Origin of the sequence: Sporofaciens sp. JLR.KK001 (genome assembly GCF_036941055.1) — a bacterium.
Classification (GTDB): domain Bacteria; phylum Bacillota; class Clostridia; order Lachnospirales; family Lachnospiraceae; genus Sporofaciens.
Genome location: NZ_JAYMNO010000001.1, coordinates 1,407,501 through 1,425,341, shown reverse-complemented (window position 1 = coordinate 1,425,341; position 17,841 = coordinate 1,407,501). Strand labels below are relative to the sequence as shown.

Below are 17,841 nucleotides of genomic sequence, written 5' to 3'. Positions count from 1 at the left end.
CGTATATTTGATATATTTTCATTATAGAGGAAAACCATTCTGAATACAATCTTAAAAACCCTCTTGACCTTAGTATAATACTAAGGTTTAATATGAATACAGATTCAGGAGGTCTATATCTATGAAATTAGAAGGCAAATCATTAAAACATGATTTTTTCCGTTTTATCATTCCGTCGCTGATCGCACAGTGGGTCTTCACCCTCTATACCATGATCGACGGGCTGTTCGTGGCAAGGGGCGTATCGGAGCTTGCGCTGTCCGGCGTCAATATCGCCATGCCCTTCGTCACCCTGCTGTTCTCTGTTGCGCTGATGTTCGCAGTCGGTTCATCCACCGTCATTGCGATCCTGCTTGGCAAGAAAAAAGAGACACAGGCGAAGGAAGTATTTACCCAGAATATCCTGACGGTAATCCTGGTGTCCGCGCTGATCACCGCCGCCGTACTGTGGAAATCCGAAGAGATCGCCTTGTTCCTTGGCGCCACTAAGCTTACAATAGAATACGTCAGGACTTATATTACCACGATCGCCTGTTTCAGCGTGTTCTTTATCAGCTCTTACTCTTTGGAGGTACTGATCAAGACCGACGGCTATCCGATGCTGGCTACGGTCATCGTCACAGCCGGAGCCGTACTAAACTGCATCCTTGATTACCTGTTCGTGATCGCATTTCACAAAGGCGTCTGGGGAGCCGCATTCGCAACAGGGCTTTCACAATTCATCGTAGTCCTGCTGTACCTGACGCATTTCTGCAGCAAAAGGACACATATGAAGCTGGTACGGTTCTCTCCGTCCCTGTCTCTCACCTGGCGGACGATGAAGATCGGGCTGTCCTCCGGCATCACAGAATTCTCCGCCGGAATCGTGATCTTCCTGTTCAACCATGCGATCCTGACATACCTGGGCGAAGAATTCATCGTAAGCTACACCATCGTCACCTATGTCAGCACCATCATCGTCATGTCCATGGCAGGTATCGCACAAGGGATACAACCGCTGGTCAGCTACTATTACGGCAAAGGAATACCCGGCAAATACCACAGGCTGCTGAAATACGCCTTAACGTTCGGTACGGTTTTCTCTATTGCAGCCTTCCTCATATCCCGGGGCATCGCAGCGCCTCTGGTGAGCCTGTTTATCTCGCCAGAACTGTCAGAACTGCGCGGCGCCTCTGTAAGGATATTTGACACCGTCTCGTACTCCTTTCTGCTCTGCGGTTTTAACGTGATCATCGGAGGGTATTTTACAGCTATCGAATCCCCTAAGTCTGCCATGGCGATTTCCCTTGGCAGAGGCTTTCTTTTTGTCGCCTTAAGTCTTCAGATCCTGACGGCGCTCTTTGGCGGAAGCGGAATCTGGTGGGCGGCCACTATGGCAGAAGGACTGTGTCTGCTGCTTACCGCTGCTCTCTTCCTGTATTATAGTCGAAAAGAGTCTTGACTGAATCTGGCCCTCACTCTATAATGGGAGATACTTACGGTTGAGTGTCATGGCAGTTTTTTAGAAAGGAGTCACACACTATGAATTATGATGTAATTATAGTAGGCGCGGGTCCCGGCGGGATCTTCTCTGCCTACGAGTTGGTTAAGAAAAGCAGCAGCCTTAGGATCGCCGTCTTCGAAGCAGGTGTTCCGCTTAAGGACAGGCATTGCCCCATCGACGGCAAGAAGGTGAAGTCCTGCATCAAATGCAAGACCTGCGCGATCATGAACGGATTCGGCGGCGCAGGGGCATTTTCAGACGGGAAATATAACATCACCAACGACTTCGGCGGCACTCTCTACGAGTATATCGGGAAGGAACAGGCCCTTGACCTGATGCGTTATGTGGACGATATCAACACCAGCCACGGCGGCGAACAGACGAAGATGTATTCCACTGCCGGTACCCAGTTCAAGAAGGTCTGCCTGCAAAATAAGCTCAAGCTTCTGGATGCTTCCGTCCGCCATCTGGGAACAGATATCAATTACGTGGTTTTGGAGAAATTATATGACGAGTTGAAGGACCAGGTTGATTTTCATTTTAACACTGCGATAGATAACGTGGAATGTCTGGAAGACGGCTACCGTGTTCATTATGGAGAACAGTCTGCGGATTGTAAGAAATGCATCATCTCCGTTGGAAGAAGCGGAAGCAAGTGGATGGAGAAGATCTGCCACGAGCTTGACATCCCTACCAAGTCCAACCGTGTGGATATCGGGGTACGCGTGGAGCTTCCTGCCGTTATCTTCTCACATCTGACCGATGAATTATATGAGAGCAAGATCGTCTACCGCACGGAGAAGTTCGAAGACAATGTCCGTACCTTCTGTATGAATCCTTACGGTATCGTGGTGAATGAGAATACCAACGGCATCGTCACCGTCAACGGACACAGCTACGAAGATGCCGAGCATCAGACAGAGAATACGAACTTTGCCCTGCTGGTTGCCAAGCATTTCTCCGAGCCTTTCAAGGACAGCAACGGCTACGGTGAGAGTATCGCCAGGCTTTCGAACATGCTCGGCGGGGGTGTGATCGTACAGCGGTTCGGAGATCTGGTGAGAGGACGGCGGAGCACCGCCAACCGGATCCAGGAAGGGCTGGTAACTCCAACCCTTGCCGCCACGCCCGGAGACTTAAGCCTTGTGCTGCCTAAGAGGATCCTGGACGGCATTATGGAGATGATCTATGCCCTGGATAAGATCGCACCGGGAACTGCCAATGACGATACCCTGCTCTACGGTGTAGAGGTGAAGTTCTACAACATGGAAGTAGATATCAATGAGAACCTGGAGAGCCGGTTTAAAGGGCTCTATATCATAGGGGACGGAAGCGGAGTAACACATTCTCTCTCCCACGCTTCGGCAAGCGGCGTGTATGTAGCACGGCATATTGCAGAATCGTTATAAAGGAGCGATTGCATATGGCAAGATATTTTAACACAGAGGGCCCCTGTTATCCTGATGAACACTATATGGTGAATCTGGATCCGCGAATCAGACAAATACAAAAACTAGTTGATAACAGGAAGTATTTCTCTATCAACAGAGGACGTCAATATGGAAAGACAACCACCCTTGACAGGCTAAGCGAACAGCTTCGAAAATCTTATTCTGTGTTCTATATCAGCTTCGAAGGACTGTCCGAAGAATCCTACCGCAGTGAATCTGCTTTTTGCAAGATATTCTCCGGGCTTCTGTTCGATGCTATTGCATATGGCGAGACAGATGGCATCGCTGATTCTGCAAGGGATGCTTTGGAAAATATACGGCAGTCTGACACTACTGCCGTTAATTTCCCTGCTATATCCAATTTAATCTCAAACATATGTAAAACAGCTGACAAACCGGTTGTCTTGCTTATCGATGAAGTGGATCAGGCGGGAAATCAAGAGATTTTCTTGTCATTTTTGGGTATGCTTCGTAATAAGTATCTCAAGATGCGGCAGCGACCTACCTTTCATTCTGTGATTCTGGCTGGTGTATACGATATTAGAAATCTAAAATTAAAAATTCGCTCAGATAAGGAACATCAAAAAAACAGCCCGTGGAACATCGCGGCAGAATTTGATGTATCTATGAGTTTTCAGTCTCTTGAAATACAGGAGATGCTTACAGAATATGAGCAGGACCGTCATACAGGAATGAATACTGCTCTGATCGCAGATCTCCTTTATGCCTATACCTCCGGGTATCCATATCTGGTTTCCCGGATCTGTAAACTTATAGATGAGAAAATTGCCGGCACTCCCAACTTCCCGAATCCATCTTCTGCCTGGACAAAAGAAGGATTCCTTGAAGCAGTGAAGATCTTGTTTTACACAAAAAATCCTCTGTTTGGTTCTCTTATTAATAAGCTTATCGATTATCCTGAATTAAAGGAGATTGTACAGGCGATCTTATTCAAAGGTTACAGAATCTCATACAATCCTGAGAACACCGTTATTGATATCGCATCCATGTTTGGTTTTGTGAAGAACGAACAGGGAACCTTGGTAATCGCCAACCGGATTTTCGAGACTTGCTTCTATAATTACTTCTTATCCGAGAAGGAAGTTGGGAATCAGCTCTTTACAGAAGGGAACATTGACAAGAACCAATTTATTAAAAACGGCTTCTTAGATATGGATCTGGTACTGAAAAAATTCATGACACACTGGAACGATCTATACAGTTCTGCCGATGAAAAATTCATCGAAGAAAATGGGCGGAAATTTTTCCTGCTGTATCTAAAACCAATCATCAACGGCACTGGGAATTACTATATCGAATCACGGACACGGGATAATGGACGAACCGATGTAATCGTCGATTACCGCGGAGTACAATACATCATAGAAATCAAGATTTGGCGCGGAAACGAATATAATAAACGCGGAGAAGCCCAATTGGCAGACTACCTGGACGCATATCATGTTCAAAAAGGCTATCTGCTCAGCTTCAATTTTAATAAGCATAAGATACCGGGCGCAAAGGAAATTATCTGCGGCGATAGAGTGATCCTTGAAGTAGTAGTTTGATTCTGTTACTGCGAAGATAATCACTCCCAAGCTTTCAAAGATAAAGAGATAACTGTCAAAGCTCTCGAAGTCTGACAGTTATCTCTTTCTAACTATATTAGTCTGGCTGCTGCCCGTCATGCGCCTTCCACTGGCATTCCATCATCTGCAGATTAGAAAATACCGCCTTAAATGAAGATTCCTCCGGCGAGCAGGCATAGATCCCAAACTGAATCTTCCCCTTTCCGCCGTGCATATGGCAGATTCTCATCTGTTCAAATCTAATACCGTCTCTTGAGCATTCGATACAGTAATCATCTTCTCTCCGGCTAAACCGATACCACATGGATTTCACCGAAGCGTCAATCACTGTCGTCGCCCAATCTGAATACCCGTTATTCGTCACTACGCTTCCCAAATGCTGATACTCATCATTTTCATATTCGATAGAACCTTTCAGCCAATTCTCACTGTCCAGATACATGACGATACCGCACTGGTCAAACCTGTGATGACTCTCATGAAATTCCGTCTTTACAACGAAACTAAAATATTTCTCCTCTGTCTCCATCTGCAGTACCGGAGCATTGTCATTCTGAAAATGATAATAAGTTCTCTGCCACAGATCCGTATGCGGTTTCGTAATAATCTCAATTGTATCCTTGCCGATGACATAATGCTCAGGCTCTCTCGTCCATTTAAATTTGTTTAAATCCATTATAATCGAATTCTCCTCCTATAGACACCTCTAGTTCCCACTGCCAACAACATTAGAACTACATAGAACATAATGGCACTGTCATCCGCCGTCTTCGGACTTTTCGTGCGGGTTTTCTGCTGATCGCTTCCAGAATCTGATCGCTGAGAAGTATTCCTGCTCGTCTGATCGGACACAGCTTCCTGGGAGTCCGTTGCATCCTCTTCCGTTTCTTGATCACTCCATCCAATAGACACCGGTGACAATCCATGTACAACGAAGGATATTCCGCCGTCCTCCTTCGTGATCTCCAGATTTTCTATCGTTCCTGCTTTATATCCGTTCACGTCTTCTGCAAACAGATGCTGCCCGTAGAACTGGAAATTCTTATTCGTTCCCGTTGGATAAGGCATAGTGATCTTGATTCCGCTCTTGGGGAACTTCTCTGCCGCGGCATCCTCCCACTCACCCTTGTCATTCTTGACCTTAAGCGCAATCTCATGAACCTGGACATCCGTTGCAGCAAGCTTATGCTTCTGTGTTAACTTGCCCCTCACCACATCTTCAATCTTAGACGCGTCGACGAATTCCAGATCATCACCATTCTTCACATATGTGGCCCTGATACCCTCTTCTACCACCTGATATTCACCTTGAACGGCAGGGTCAAGGATTTCCATGCCAAGTTTTGATTTCTCTATGTTGTCTGTCTCTGATGTATCCTGTTTTTTAGCGTTTCCTGTCTTCTTTGTCTTCTTTTTCTTCTTGGTATCATCAGTTTTCTCTGACTGTTCTTTCTTGTCTGAGGTATCGGAGCCTGCCGAATTATCCGGCTGCGCAATAGGAGCCGGCTGTCCGGAAGCATCCGAATTCCCGGTACTGCCCGAATTATCTGAGATAGCCGGATTTCCTGAATTATCTGGCTGCGCAATAGGAGTCTGATCACCGGAATTATCCGGCTGCCCAGACGAGCCAGGGTTAGCCGGCGCTTCATAGCTCTTGTCAGCCAGCTTCAAAATACTCTCGCCGAACAATCCGTTCATAACATTATCGTACTTATAGTTAATCCCTGCCGAGAAATTATACTGTGTATCCCAGCTTCCTTCTGAAGGAGCCGCCAGAAATAACAGATTCGGCGCGCCGACAGTGCCCGCGTCACAATTGGTCACATCCGTCATATAATTCGCACCGTCAATAGTAACGATATTCCACATATGAAATCCTGATCCCGTCCCGCCTGCCATCCCGCCGGAAACCGTGTAGCATCTTGCATTATCGAACTCTGACAGATCACAGAGATACTGAAACGCTTTGGAATACCCCTCACAGACAACATTGGTGTTCGGATCTCCGTCAAATACGGATATCAACTGCCACGGCTCGTTAGAAAGCTGATAATTCGGCCCGACAGCAGCCTCATCGTAGACTACCAGATCGCAGATCGCATTCTTATAGGCAAGCAGCTTCTCATAATCGGACTTATCTGCATGAGCATTCACAATATCCTGAGCTATCGCAGGAATCGTCCTTGCCTTCTGGGTACGCCCTGTATCTACAGTATAGTACCAGGACTCACCGCTGCCCGCCGAATTCTCTGACCGGTACTCCTTGGAAACCAGCATCCTGACGATCACATCCTTGGCCTGCCCGCTGCTTGTATAATTATAATTGAGCCTGATCGCACCCGCCACGCCCGGGTTCGCATCCTTGGCAGATTTGTCATACCAATATAAATCATACGGGCAATCCATCAGAAGATAATCGTTAATGGTCTCAAGACTGGTGTTGAGTTCCTCTGCTTCTCCCAGCGTCTGAACTATAGACGAGATATCATATTCCGCACTCTGCCTGCTTCCTGCCGCTGTCTTCTTGATCTCTTCTTTCAAGTATCTATATACATCCAGGCTTACACCTGTCAATTTGCCAGAACCAAAATCCCCGGATTGGTATTGGTCTTCCGCAGATACCGGCAATGCCGTAAGACTCAGCCCGCCAACCAGCATTCCGGTTGCCAGCATACATGCAAAAACCTGCCTGAATCTGCTTTTTAGATTTGCCATTCTGTCTTCTCCTTTCGCTATCATACTTCTTTATAATAATAACATGTTTACGCGTCAAGTCAAGTTTGCATGCATAAATAATATCGAAAAATACGCCCTGAATATTCCCCGCAAAAAGAGCATGGACAACTCCATGCTCTTGCAATACCCTTTTTAATCACAGAGGATCAGAAATTCATATTCAAGTTTAAGAAGAAAGGGGATAGATTCATGGGAAGACGAATAATAATCTTGGAATTACTGGATCTCCCAAATACACTGGACGAATCCTGGGCGTAGGAATTGCTTATGATAAAACTGTAAGGAAACATAGCTGTAAAATCGGAATACTACGCAACGCTATTATTAATCAACCTTCACATCCATAAGCTGTCTCGGTGCTTCCATCTGCACGCCTTCGTATGCCGCTCTGGCCTTGGCTCTCTTCACCTTCAAAGCCTCCGGGGTTGTCTCAGCTTCCATGCGGGTCAACTCATGCTTCTGCAGGGCTGCCCTGCTCCTTTCAACGGCTTCATGAGCCTTCGCTGCGTCAATCTGATTCTCCTGCGATGAATCATCCACTCCGTCTGCCCGCTCCGTCTCTTTCACGTCATCCGCCTCAGAATCACTCTTGGCTTCGGTCTCCTCCTCGATCTTCTCTTCCGGATCTTCGATGCCCTTCTCGGCCTTCTTCGCCTCTTCCAGTTCCTTCTCGGCCTTGGCCTTCTCTGCCTCTGTCGGAAGCTTAGCATACTTGCCGCTCTCCACGAATTCCTTCGTGACTTCCTCCAAAGCCTGATTCTTCATATGTTCCTGCCAGATCAGCTCCAATTTTTTACCCTCAGGTATGTTCGGATTATTCTTGATATTATTTACCGCACTTAGAGAAGCTGCCGCATGGTTCGTCCTCACGCGCTGGACTTCTTCCTTCGTCTTACATCTCTTAAGCTCATTCTCATAATTCTTCTGCTCTGCTTCGATAGACTTCACCTTCTGATACATCTGCGGATCGTTCTTCTGCAGATACTCCATCTCTTCCGCCGTCAGCTTCTTACCGTTCGCAAGCTTCGTCCTGATCTGTGCGGCAAGCTTCGCCGAACCATCCGCCTGGGCCTGTCTGATCTCTTCCGCCTGCCGGCTTACCGCATCCAGCTTCATACTCCCGTCCGCAGTAAAGTCGCTGTTCGCCTTCTTCTGCTGCCACTTCATCTGCATCTCCATATTCCTTGTATATGCATTCAACGACTGGATCATATTAAAATTCACAAAGATACACCTCCCTTAACCAGATACCTACCAAACACTATAAATCATTATTTATATTTTATATCGGCAATCAGAGAAAAATTATAAGAATAGTAAAGGTGTAAAGTCCTTACTAATTCGCTAAAGACTTTACACCTTAATTAGTTTATTTCTTTATTATTCGCAAGAATGTTTTTCTTGCGTATTTTTAGCTTTTCTTTTTCATTTTCATCTGTCTCTCTGTCAATTAATTCATCAACAAAAGTTATCAAAGCGTTATAAACTTCAAATTGCTGGTCGCTCATACCCATATCGTTCACCACCTTTTAATAAGTGCCGTTTACTTGTCACTTTTATTATATCAACCGGTGATCGCAGTGTAAAGCCTTTGCTATAATTTATTTGCAAAACAATCCATGATTAAAGCCCACATCCGTTCTTAATATCTTAACCGGAACACACGTGCACTCACCGGCGCCGGAAGCTCAACCGTAAGCTCCCCTGCCTCTTTATTCCATCTCCACTTGCAGTCTCCCGCCTTCGGGTACCCGCACACGACCTCTACATCCTTCCCTCTCAGATGTTTTACCGGAATAGCCGTCATGGCAAACTGGCTGTTTCGTCTCCACACGGCCAGATAATCCTTCCCCGGCACACGTAGTCCAAGGCTCACCCACGGATCCTTGTAAGCCGAGATACCCAGCGGCCAGTAGGGCAGCGACTCTTTGATATCTCCCCGGATCGACTTATAGAAGTCAAGCGCCTCCTTCACACAGTCCATCCGCTCTTCGCTAAGCTCCGCCAGATGACCGCTCTGATGGATCCTCATAAGGATTGCATTGACCATATTGTAGATGACCTCTTCCCGATCCCCTTCGGTCAGCGGATAAGACCAGATCGCCGACTGTTCCGGCGTCAGCGCAGAAGGTGAATTCGCCGCGATCGTAGCGTACCGCACATAGTTCTCTTGGTCGCTGGTGGACTGGATGCTGTAACGGGACAGCATGGCATAATCCATCCGAAGCCCTCCTGACGAGCAGTTCTCGATGATCAGCTCCGGATATTTCTCAAATATTCCGTCCAGCCACGCAAGATATGCCCGGTTGTGCCCCAGAAGCCCGTCGCCGAAACTGTCGGCATTCAACTCTGTTCCGATTCCCGGCTCGATATTGTAATCCATCTTAATGTAACCCACACCATATTCATTTACCAGTCGGTCAATGACCTCCGTCGCATGCTCCCGAACCTCCGGGTTTCTGTAATCAAGCTGATAACGGCTCCTGTCGTAGACCCTCTTCCCGTGGCGGGTAAAATACCAGTCGTCCGGAACCCGGTCTGCCTTGGGACATTTGATCCCCATGACCTCAAGCTCCAGCCAGACTCCCGGAATCATGCCTTTGCTTCGGATATAGTCCATCACTTCCCGAAGCCCGCCCGGGAAACGCTTCCTGGACGGAAGCCACTCTCCGACTCCGTCCCACCAGTAGCCGTCAGAATACCAGCCGCAGTCCACACAGTAGTATTCGCATCCGGCTTCCGCAGCCTTGTCGATCAGCGGGATCTCCTTCTCCGTGGTCGGATCGCCGAAGAGACAGTTCATATAGTCGTTGAAGATGATTTTCAGGTTCTTATTATCGTCATTCACACGGCGGATCGCCCTGCGGTATTTCGTCAGTTCTCCCATGGCCTCGTCGAATCCGCCGGCGCAGCTTCCCACGCTCACCGGTACCGTGACGAAGGTCTCCCCAGGCTTCAGGTTCTTCCACCAGTGGTTATGATGCTCTGTAGGACCGCTTAATTTCAGATACACATGCCCGTCCTGGTCGCTGATCTCCCAGTACCAGGAGCCGTTGTGCTCGATCTGCCAGTAGAGCGCCGAGTTCGTCTCCAGATTCTCCAGATACCCCATAGGCAGGTATTCTTTGGCAGACCAGTTACCGGTGTTCCCTATTCCGATCGTCTTGGAAGAACGGTACATCCCATAAGGCTGAGATAAGGATAACCCCAGGTCTTTGGGCAGATAGCTGTTCCAGTGCAGCTCCTTCTGCCATGCGTTGTGAGGAATATAGAGCTTGAGCTTATCATCGAAGTCCTTCATTCCCTCCTTCTCGATTCCATTTAACGCGAAGGAAGACACATACTCCAATCCTTGCGGTTCCTCCCCTGCATTCGTCACTTCCGTCCAGGAGCGGATTACCGCGATCCCGTCATAGAACTGCACATGGCTCACTGCCAGGATCCCTGTCTCCTTGTCCTCCGTTGTGACCTCAAGCTTGCGTCCCTTTTCATTCCTGTAATCCTTGAAATCCTTATATTTCATGCGGTATCCGGGCGAAGTCTGGATGTATTTCGATCCATGACGCTCTCCTACCCGGTCCTGTCCGGACACCAGTATCTCAACCGGATAAAAGGACTGGGTACCCGTATCTGATGTAAGATCCGTCTCCGAAAATGGCAGCGCCGAGAAATGCAGCAGCTTGATCTCATTACTGTCCGTGATCTCCCACACCATGTGAAGTCCATTCTCACATATCTCTATCCGTCTCATTTTAACACTCTCCTTTCTGCACTACTGTTCATACCAATGGTACTCGCAGCAGTGAATCCGTCCTATTGCTACCCCTTCACAGACCCGCTCATTAATCCGGCCAGGAAGTACCTCTGCAGGAACAGGAAGATCAGCGTCACCGGGATCACCGCGATCACGGATCCAGCCATCAGTCCGCCCCAGTCAATGGTATTGGCCCCTTTAAAGAGCATAATCGCCGGCGTCAGTGTACGGTACTGATCCGTGGAAATGAAGATATACCCGAACATGAACTCATTCCACGCATTGATAAATGCATACAGCCCTGTAGACACCAGACTTGGAATCGACAGCGGCAGGATAATCCTGAGGATCGTCTGTGCCTTGCTGCATCCGTCTATCTCCGCCGCCTCCTCGAGTGCAAGAGGCACCGTGTCGAAGAAGCTGCTCATCATAAAGGTACACAGCGGGATCACGAACGTCGTATACGCCAGGATCAATGACAGGTAAGATTCCAGCACATGGAGCCTCTGCATGATCAGATACAGCGGAACCAGAAGCAGTACGCCCGGAATCATCTGTGACAGCATCATGGCAAGGTTGGATGCCTTCACCAGCTTCAATTTAAAATACCTGCTCAGCGCATACCCCGCCAATATGGCAACGATCATGGACAGCACACAGGCCACTACCGACACCAACAGGCTGTTCTTGATATAATTCAGGAATCCCACATCGAACAGCACTCTCTTGAAATTCTCAAGGGTCGGTTCTATGATAGCGAAGGAGGGCGTCGCCGTTCGGATCTCCGTCTTAGGCTTCAGCGCAGAGATCACCATCCACACGAACGGGAAGATACAATATACAGAAAATACTACCAGCAACACGTATGTAACCACTTGGGCGATCTTGCGGTTTCTCTTGTTCAACATCTCACATCTCTCCTTTCCTATGCCATATCTTCGCTGAGCTGTGATCTCTTGCGGTAATAGAAGATGAATAAGACCACCATCACCGTAAACATCATGGTAGACAACGCGGAAGCCGCACCTACATCAAACTTGCGCATGGAGTACCGGTAGATCATAACCGGAAGCGTCTCGGTCGCATAGTTTGGGCCGCCCTCTGTCATAACCCAGATAAAGTCGAAATTCACTGCCGTCCAGATCACATGGATGAATAAGATGACCAGCGATACCGACCGAAGCTGCGGCAATGTTACGCTGAAGAACCTTCTAAACATCCCGGCCCCGTCGATGGACGCCGCCTCTGCCAGATCCCCCGGGATCGACTGCATCGCCGATAAGAAGGATATGGTATAATACGGGAAGCTTCGCCAGATATTAACGAAGATCACCGTTGCAAGGGCATATTTCGAATCTCCCAGGAAATTAATAGAATTACTGATCAGTCCCATGTTTTTCAGCATATAGTTGACGATACCGAACTCCGGGTTCAGCATCCAGTCCCAGGTCATACCGGCAACGATAATCGGAACCAGCCATGGGATAAAGATGCAGGTCCGAAAGATCGCGCGCCCCTTAAACTTCTGATTTAACAGCACAGCCGTGATCATCCCCATCAGATATTCTCCCGCAACCGAGAATATGGTCCAGAGTATCGTATTCTTCACCGCCTGGACAAAATGCTCGTCTTCTGTGATCGTCTTAAAATTCTCAATCCCAGCAAATCCGGTCATTGACTTATTGATCAGATGTACATGGGTAAATGCATCATGGATTACCTTCCCTAACGGAAATGCGATCAGCAATGCAAGGAACACCAGGGCAGGCAGCAGCATAATAAATGCAGTCTTAAGCTTCCTCTGGTCTCGTGTCAATTTGGATGACGTTTTCATATCTTCCCTCCAGTTCTACTGCCAAAAGGGGCTATGCTGCATCCTCTGCAGCAGCCCCTTTTCGTTGAATTACATTATTCGCTAAGCTCTCCTGAATCTTCCAGAGACTTATTCACCGCGTCACACAGCCACTTCGCTGTCTCTTCCGGTGATTCGCCTTCCTGAAGGACCTTCGCCATGGCGTCCTGCATTGCCTGTGTCACGCCGCCTAAGGTTACCGGCGGGAATGTGATACCGGTATCGGACAATGCCTGGAAATCCTTGCTCCATTTGCTGTCTGTAGATACGTCTGAACGAGGAGATCTGTCGGCAAATCCTGCTTCCTGCCACTCTTTGCTGCAGAATGCACATGCCAGATCAAAAGCTTCCTCCTTGTTCTTGCTGTCAGACAGGATAAAGAGCGGTTTACATTCCATGTATGTAGCAGCCTGTCCGTCAGACGGATATGGGATCGGAGCAACCAATACGTCACCCATGGTATCTGCATTGCCTTCTTCTCTCTCAGCAAGCCAGTTTCCTGTTACATAGGAACCTACGATACCTGTTGCAAAGTTCTCGTCTGTCTCTTCCCAGCCCCAGTTCTTGCAGTTCTCGTCGATAATTCCCTTGTCAACCAGATCCTTATAGAACTGGAATACCTTCGTCGCGTTCTCAAGCTCTTCTTTGTTGTCATTCCAGGTACATTTGTATTTTCCGCCGTCCTGGGCAGATGCAATCTCAAGATCATACTGTGCCAGATATACCAGAAGCTCCTGGGCAGAACGCACGCCCGTGCAGGCAAGCTCTGTCGGATACTCTCCGTTCTTCTCCTTATAATCTGTCAGTTTCAGCAGATCCTCCCAGGTAGCAGGTGTCTCAACGTTTGCATCCTTGAACTGATCCTCATGCACCAGATACGCACGAACGGTCATTTCATACGGAATTCCTACAATCTTGTCGTCAATGGTCATAGCATTCACAACCGCATCAGACAGGGCGCTCTTGTCATCCCATCCGTTAAACCGGTCTGTCAGATCCTCAAGGATTCCCATATTGTAGAACTCGCCTACATACTCTGGAAGTCCCCAGATCAGATCCGGAACATTGCCGCCGGCCGCAGCCGTCAGGATCTTCTCGTGAAGCATATCATAAGTGAAGTTTGTCTGGTTTACCTTATTGCCAGTCTCTTCTTCCCACTTCGCGATCTGCTCTGTGCCGGCCTTTTCCGTATCCGCGCCTTCTGTCCAACAAGTCCACAGTTCTACCGTCTTCCCGCCGTCTGAGGAAGCTTCCCCATCTCCGCCTCCGTCTGAAGAACTGGAATCTCCGCCGCCGGAGCATGCCGCCATGGACAGCACCATTGTTCCGCATAATAACGCCGCAATCAATTTTCTTTTCATAATCCTACCTCCTTTAATGTAGCGCCCCCTCACTTTTCGTTCGGCGGCAATTCGTCGGAAGACGTTTTCAAAAATGCTTCGCATTTGTCTTCCTTCTATACATTTTGTATAAAATGAGGATAATATGAATTGTTTTTTTAATCAATATTTCCGATTCCAATTCTTAAATTCCCACCAGAAGATATTAAAAAACCCCGTTTTCTTTCCTGTTTTTTTTATATTCCGTCGGCGTCTCCCCGTAATATCCTCTGAATTTCTCCACAAATGTCTTCACATCCTTATAGCCGACCGCATTCGCCAGATGATATGAGGTGACGTCTGATTCCATCAGAAGCTTGACCGCCGCCTTCATCCGCACCTCGATCAGATAGTTCTTGAAGTTCTGACCCGTCTCCTTCTTGAAGAAGGAACTGAAATAATAAGGATTCATATAAACCATATCTGCCAGCTTCCCCAGCTTGATATCCTCCGCGTAATGTTCCCTGATGTAATATTTTACATGCCGAATCACATCTCTCTCCTTGACATTCTCCGCCGAGAGCGCGCCTTCCACGAAGCTCTTGAGATTCTTCCTGATGAATAACCGCAATTCTCTGTATGTATTCATCTGCCTGGTGTTGGATACAAATGTCTCGAAACTCTTCCGGTCCTTCTCGTTAAGCTTCGTATATTCCTGTATCTCCCTGAGCAAATCCAGCAGCATGGCGACGCAGCGGTTCTCCGCTGCATAACGGTTGCCGTAATGCAGGTTCTCTATGGTATCCATCAACGCCTCCAGATCATTGATCCAATCCTCTTCCCTGTTGAAAATGGCCTGCCGCATCCGGCTGTACATCTCCGTATAATCATCGAAGGAGGAATGAAATTCCCGCGTTATCCCGTCATACCGTATTACATCCTCCTCACAGAAATAATAAAGCTGGCAGGAGAACTTGGCCGTCTTATACGCATATTTCAGTTCGCTGATCTGCTCCGCCGCCTTCCCGATCCCAACGACCAGCCGCACATGATACTGCTCCCGGATCCACCGGCAGATCCACGCGACCTCCTCCCCCACCTCTTTCTCGTCATTCCCCAGAAGGATCAGATTGTTGATATCTATATCCCGCTTGATCACGAATCCGTTCTTATTCTGTTTCAGATGTTCATTGATCTTCTGGAAGATGGAGAACCGCATCAGCTCATACATATTCTGGTCTTCCATGCGCGCGCCGAAAGAAGGCGGAAGCATCAGGCTGACTCCCACGAACACCTTTCCTGCCGTATCGATCCCGATCTCCTGAAAATGCTGATACAGGTTCCTTGACTCATATTCCGAGTTGATCTTCTGGAACACCTGCTCTACATCATTCTTTCTCGCCTGCCAGTATTCCATGGGATGGTCTGTGCGAAGCATCTGCTCTGCCCTGGTAATGGCATGCTCCAGTTCTTCCTTCCCAACCGGCTTAAGCAGATAATCCACGGCTTCCCGGCTCAAAGCCTTCTTCACATAGTCGAATTCCTGATAGCCGCTTAAGAATATAACCTTCACATTCCAATCGTTCTTCCTGATCTCCTCGATCACATCCAGACCCGTCATCTTGGGCATCGCCACGTCTGAGACGATGATATCCGGCTGGAGCTTCTGCACCTTGCGAAGCAGCTCCTCTCCGTCGCAGGCATCCGCGATCACCTCTGCGTCCAGCTTGTCCCATGCGATCAATTTCCTAAGCCCTCTTATGATCACCGGCTCATCATCTGCCAGTATCACCTTAAACATGGCTCTCCTCCTCCTTCATTATCGGTACGGTCCATTTCTCCTCTTCTCTCATTACCGGTAATATGTATTTGACGATCGTCCCAATTCCTTCGCAGCTGATGATCTCCATCCCATACTCTTCCCCAAGGATCAGTTTTACCCTGTCATGGGCATTCTTAAGGCCGATACTCGCCTTCTTGCTCCTGGGATGATTCACCGTCTCCTTATTCTTAAGCAGCTCCTGCACTTCCTTAAGCTTCTGGGGCGTCATGCCAAGACCATTGTCCATCACACTGATCAGGAGCTTATCTTCTTCCACCTGTACATTGACCGCGATAATGCCGCTCGCCTCCCTCGGACGCAGCCCATACTTCACCGCATTTTCAACGACCGGCTGAAGAATCAGTTGGGGCACCTTAAGGCTTAGAAGCTCTTCATCCACATTGATCTCCAGATCAAACCGGTTCTCGTAGCGAACCCTGACGATCTTGAAGTAATTCTCCACATTCTCAATCTCATCCCGCAATGTGACGATCTCCCTCGCCCCGCCGATCAGGTATTTTAACTGCCCGGAAAGCCCGTCCAGAAGACCCGCCGTCTGGAAATCGTCATTCATCACCGCCGTCATACGGATCACATCTAATGTATTATAGAGATAGTGGGGCTGTATCTGCGTCTTCAAGATCTCGATCTGTGCCTCCCTCTGCCGGATCTCCGCGATATAGACCTTCTTGATATGCCCCTGCAGATTCTCCGTCATCTTATTCAATCCCTTCGCAAGAAACCCTATCTCATCATTAGACTCCACCGTCACCCTGGTATCAAGCTCCCCCTTCTGAATCTTCTCCATGGCTGTCTTCAGCTGCAGGATCGGCATGCTAGTCTTCCTGGAATAGAAATAATACAAGAACAGAAGCAAAACCACGCTGATACAGATGATCAGTATCGTATTGTTACGGATCTCCTGATAGCTGTTCTCCAGGTTGAACCTGGGAATCTTGTGAACCGCGATCCAGTCGGTCCCTTCGATGTAACTGTAGATATAGTACATGCCGTCTGCGATTATGTACTGATACCGGGCATCCATTTCAGGCAGATATTCTGCTAATTCTCCCAATTCCTGATTGATCCGGCCCGCATCCGGGTGATAGACGAATACTTTCTCCTTCTTGTCTACGATATACATCTCGCTTCCCGCGTTCAATTCCGTTTCATTTACCACATCGGACAATGCCTTGATATTGACGTCAATATACAAGGTTCCGATCACCTCTTCGTCGGCTGACTGGATCGTCTTGGTATTCCTGATATTCCTGGCTATGGTGAAATCCAACATCTGCGGATAGTAATAGTAATCCGTCAGATGCGTCGGTATCAGCTGCGCCTGCTTCCGATCCCTGTCATAATACTGCCGGTTCCATCTCTCGGCAGCCTCCGAAGAGAGCACAGCCTCCGAGGAACGGACTACCGAATACTGCCTTCCGTCCACCGTTATGAAGAACACATGGTCAATGCAGGGATTCCGGTACAGGATGGATTCAAGGATCCCCGACATCATCACCGTCCTTCGCTTCTCCTGTATAGAATCATCCTCCATGAGTTCATAGAAGTAATCATACCCGGTGATCCGGTATTCATACAGATAATTCGTATTGTCCACCATATCCTGGTACACACTCTCCACCCCTCTGCCGATAGACAACGTGGTCCGGTACATATTAGACAGCAGATTCTCCTTGATGGATTCCGCATACGCATTGTAGATCGCGATCCCCATCACCAGCAGCGGCAGGATCCCGATCAGTATCAGCACGACTACGGACTTGATAAACAGGCTGACAAACGGCCGCTCTTTCCCTTCTCTGTGTCTCATTCCT

General features: G+C 48.2%; 13 protein-coding genes. 3 read left to right on the top strand and 10 right to left on the bottom strand.

Annotated elements, in window-relative coordinates:
• Window positions 1–121 precede the first annotated feature (121 nt).
• From VSQ62_RS07675 to VSQ62_RS07665, 3 genes are all read left to right on the top strand, one after another.
• On the top strand, window positions 122–1,441 hold the full coding sequence (locus VSQ62_RS07675; protein WP_334634120.1) for an MATE family efflux transporter: 1,320 nt from the start codon (window positions 122–124) through the stop codon (window positions 1,439–1,441).
• Window positions 1,442–1,521: 80 nt separating this feature from the next.
• Window positions 1,522–2,892 (top strand): NAD(P)/FAD-dependent oxidoreductase, encoded by a 1,371-nt coding sequence (locus tag VSQ62_RS07670; RefSeq protein ID WP_334634118.1) that lies wholly within the window; start codon window positions 1,522–1,524, stop codon window positions 2,890–2,892.
• 14 nt (window positions 2,893–2,906) lie between these two features.
• Window positions 2,907–4,502, top strand: coding sequence for an AAA-like domain-containing protein (locus tag VSQ62_RS07665; protein WP_334634117.1), 1,596 nt, complete (start codon window positions 2,907–2,909; stop codon window positions 4,500–4,502).
• Window positions 4,503–4,599: 97 nt separating this feature from the next.
• On the opposite strand, the gene VSQ62_RS07660 is transcribed toward VSQ62_RS07665, so the two are convergent.
• From VSQ62_RS07660 to VSQ62_RS07615, 10 genes are all read right to left on the bottom strand, one after another.
• A complete protein-coding gene (locus VSQ62_RS07660; RefSeq protein WP_334634116.1) occupies window positions 4,600–5,199 on the bottom strand; it encodes a DUF1349 domain-containing protein in 600 nt (199 codons plus the stop codon).
• Complete coding sequence (locus VSQ62_RS07655; protein WP_334634115.1) at window positions 5,199–7,238, bottom strand: hypothetical protein; 2,040 nt, start codon at window positions 7,236–7,238, stop codon at window positions 5,199–5,201. The genes VSQ62_RS07660 and VSQ62_RS07655 overlap by 1 nt, the downstream gene beginning before the upstream one ends.
• Before the next feature lie 345 nt (window positions 7,239–7,583).
• Window positions 7,584–8,483, bottom strand: coding sequence for a hypothetical protein (locus VSQ62_RS07650; RefSeq protein ID WP_334634114.1), 900 nt, complete (start codon window positions 8,481–8,483; stop codon window positions 7,584–7,586).
• 140 nt (window positions 8,484–8,623) lie between these two features.
• Window positions 8,624–8,773: a hypothetical protein gene (locus VSQ62_RS07645; protein ID WP_334634112.1), complete on the bottom strand. Its 150-nt coding sequence runs from the start codon at window positions 8,771–8,773 to the stop codon at window positions 8,624–8,626.
• 128 nt (window positions 8,774–8,901) lie between these two features.
• On the bottom strand, window positions 8,902–11,010 hold the full coding sequence (locus tag VSQ62_RS07640) for a glycoside hydrolase family 36 protein (RefSeq protein ID WP_334634111.1): 2,109 nt from the start codon (window positions 11,008–11,010) through the stop codon (window positions 8,902–8,904).
• A 68-nt stretch (window positions 11,011–11,078) separates the two neighbouring features.
• Window positions 11,079–11,921, bottom strand: coding sequence for a carbohydrate ABC transporter permease (locus tag VSQ62_RS07635; RefSeq protein ID WP_334634110.1), 843 nt, complete (start codon window positions 11,919–11,921; stop codon window positions 11,079–11,081).
• A 17-nt stretch (window positions 11,922–11,938) separates the two neighbouring features.
• Window positions 11,939–12,847, bottom strand: a complete 909-nt coding sequence (locus tag VSQ62_RS07630) for a carbohydrate ABC transporter permease (RefSeq protein WP_334634109.1) — start codon at window positions 12,845–12,847, stop codon at window positions 11,939–11,941.
• Window positions 12,848–12,921: 74 nt separating this feature from the next.
• Window positions 12,922–14,226: an ABC transporter substrate-binding protein gene (locus VSQ62_RS07625; protein ID WP_334634108.1), complete on the bottom strand. Its 1,305-nt coding sequence runs from the start codon at window positions 14,224–14,226 to the stop codon at window positions 12,922–12,924.
• Window positions 14,227–14,410: 184 nt separating this feature from the next.
• Window positions 14,411–15,985, bottom strand: coding sequence for a response regulator transcription factor (locus tag VSQ62_RS07620; RefSeq protein WP_334634106.1), 1,575 nt, complete (start codon window positions 15,983–15,985; stop codon window positions 14,411–14,413).
• Entirely contained in the window at window positions 15,978–17,837 is a 1,860-nt protein-coding gene (locus tag VSQ62_RS07615) for a cache domain-containing sensor histidine kinase (RefSeq protein ID WP_334634104.1), read from the bottom strand. Before VSQ62_RS07615 ends, VSQ62_RS07620 begins: the two co-directional genes overlap by 8 nt.
• Window positions 17,838–17,841 lie beyond the last annotated feature (4 nt).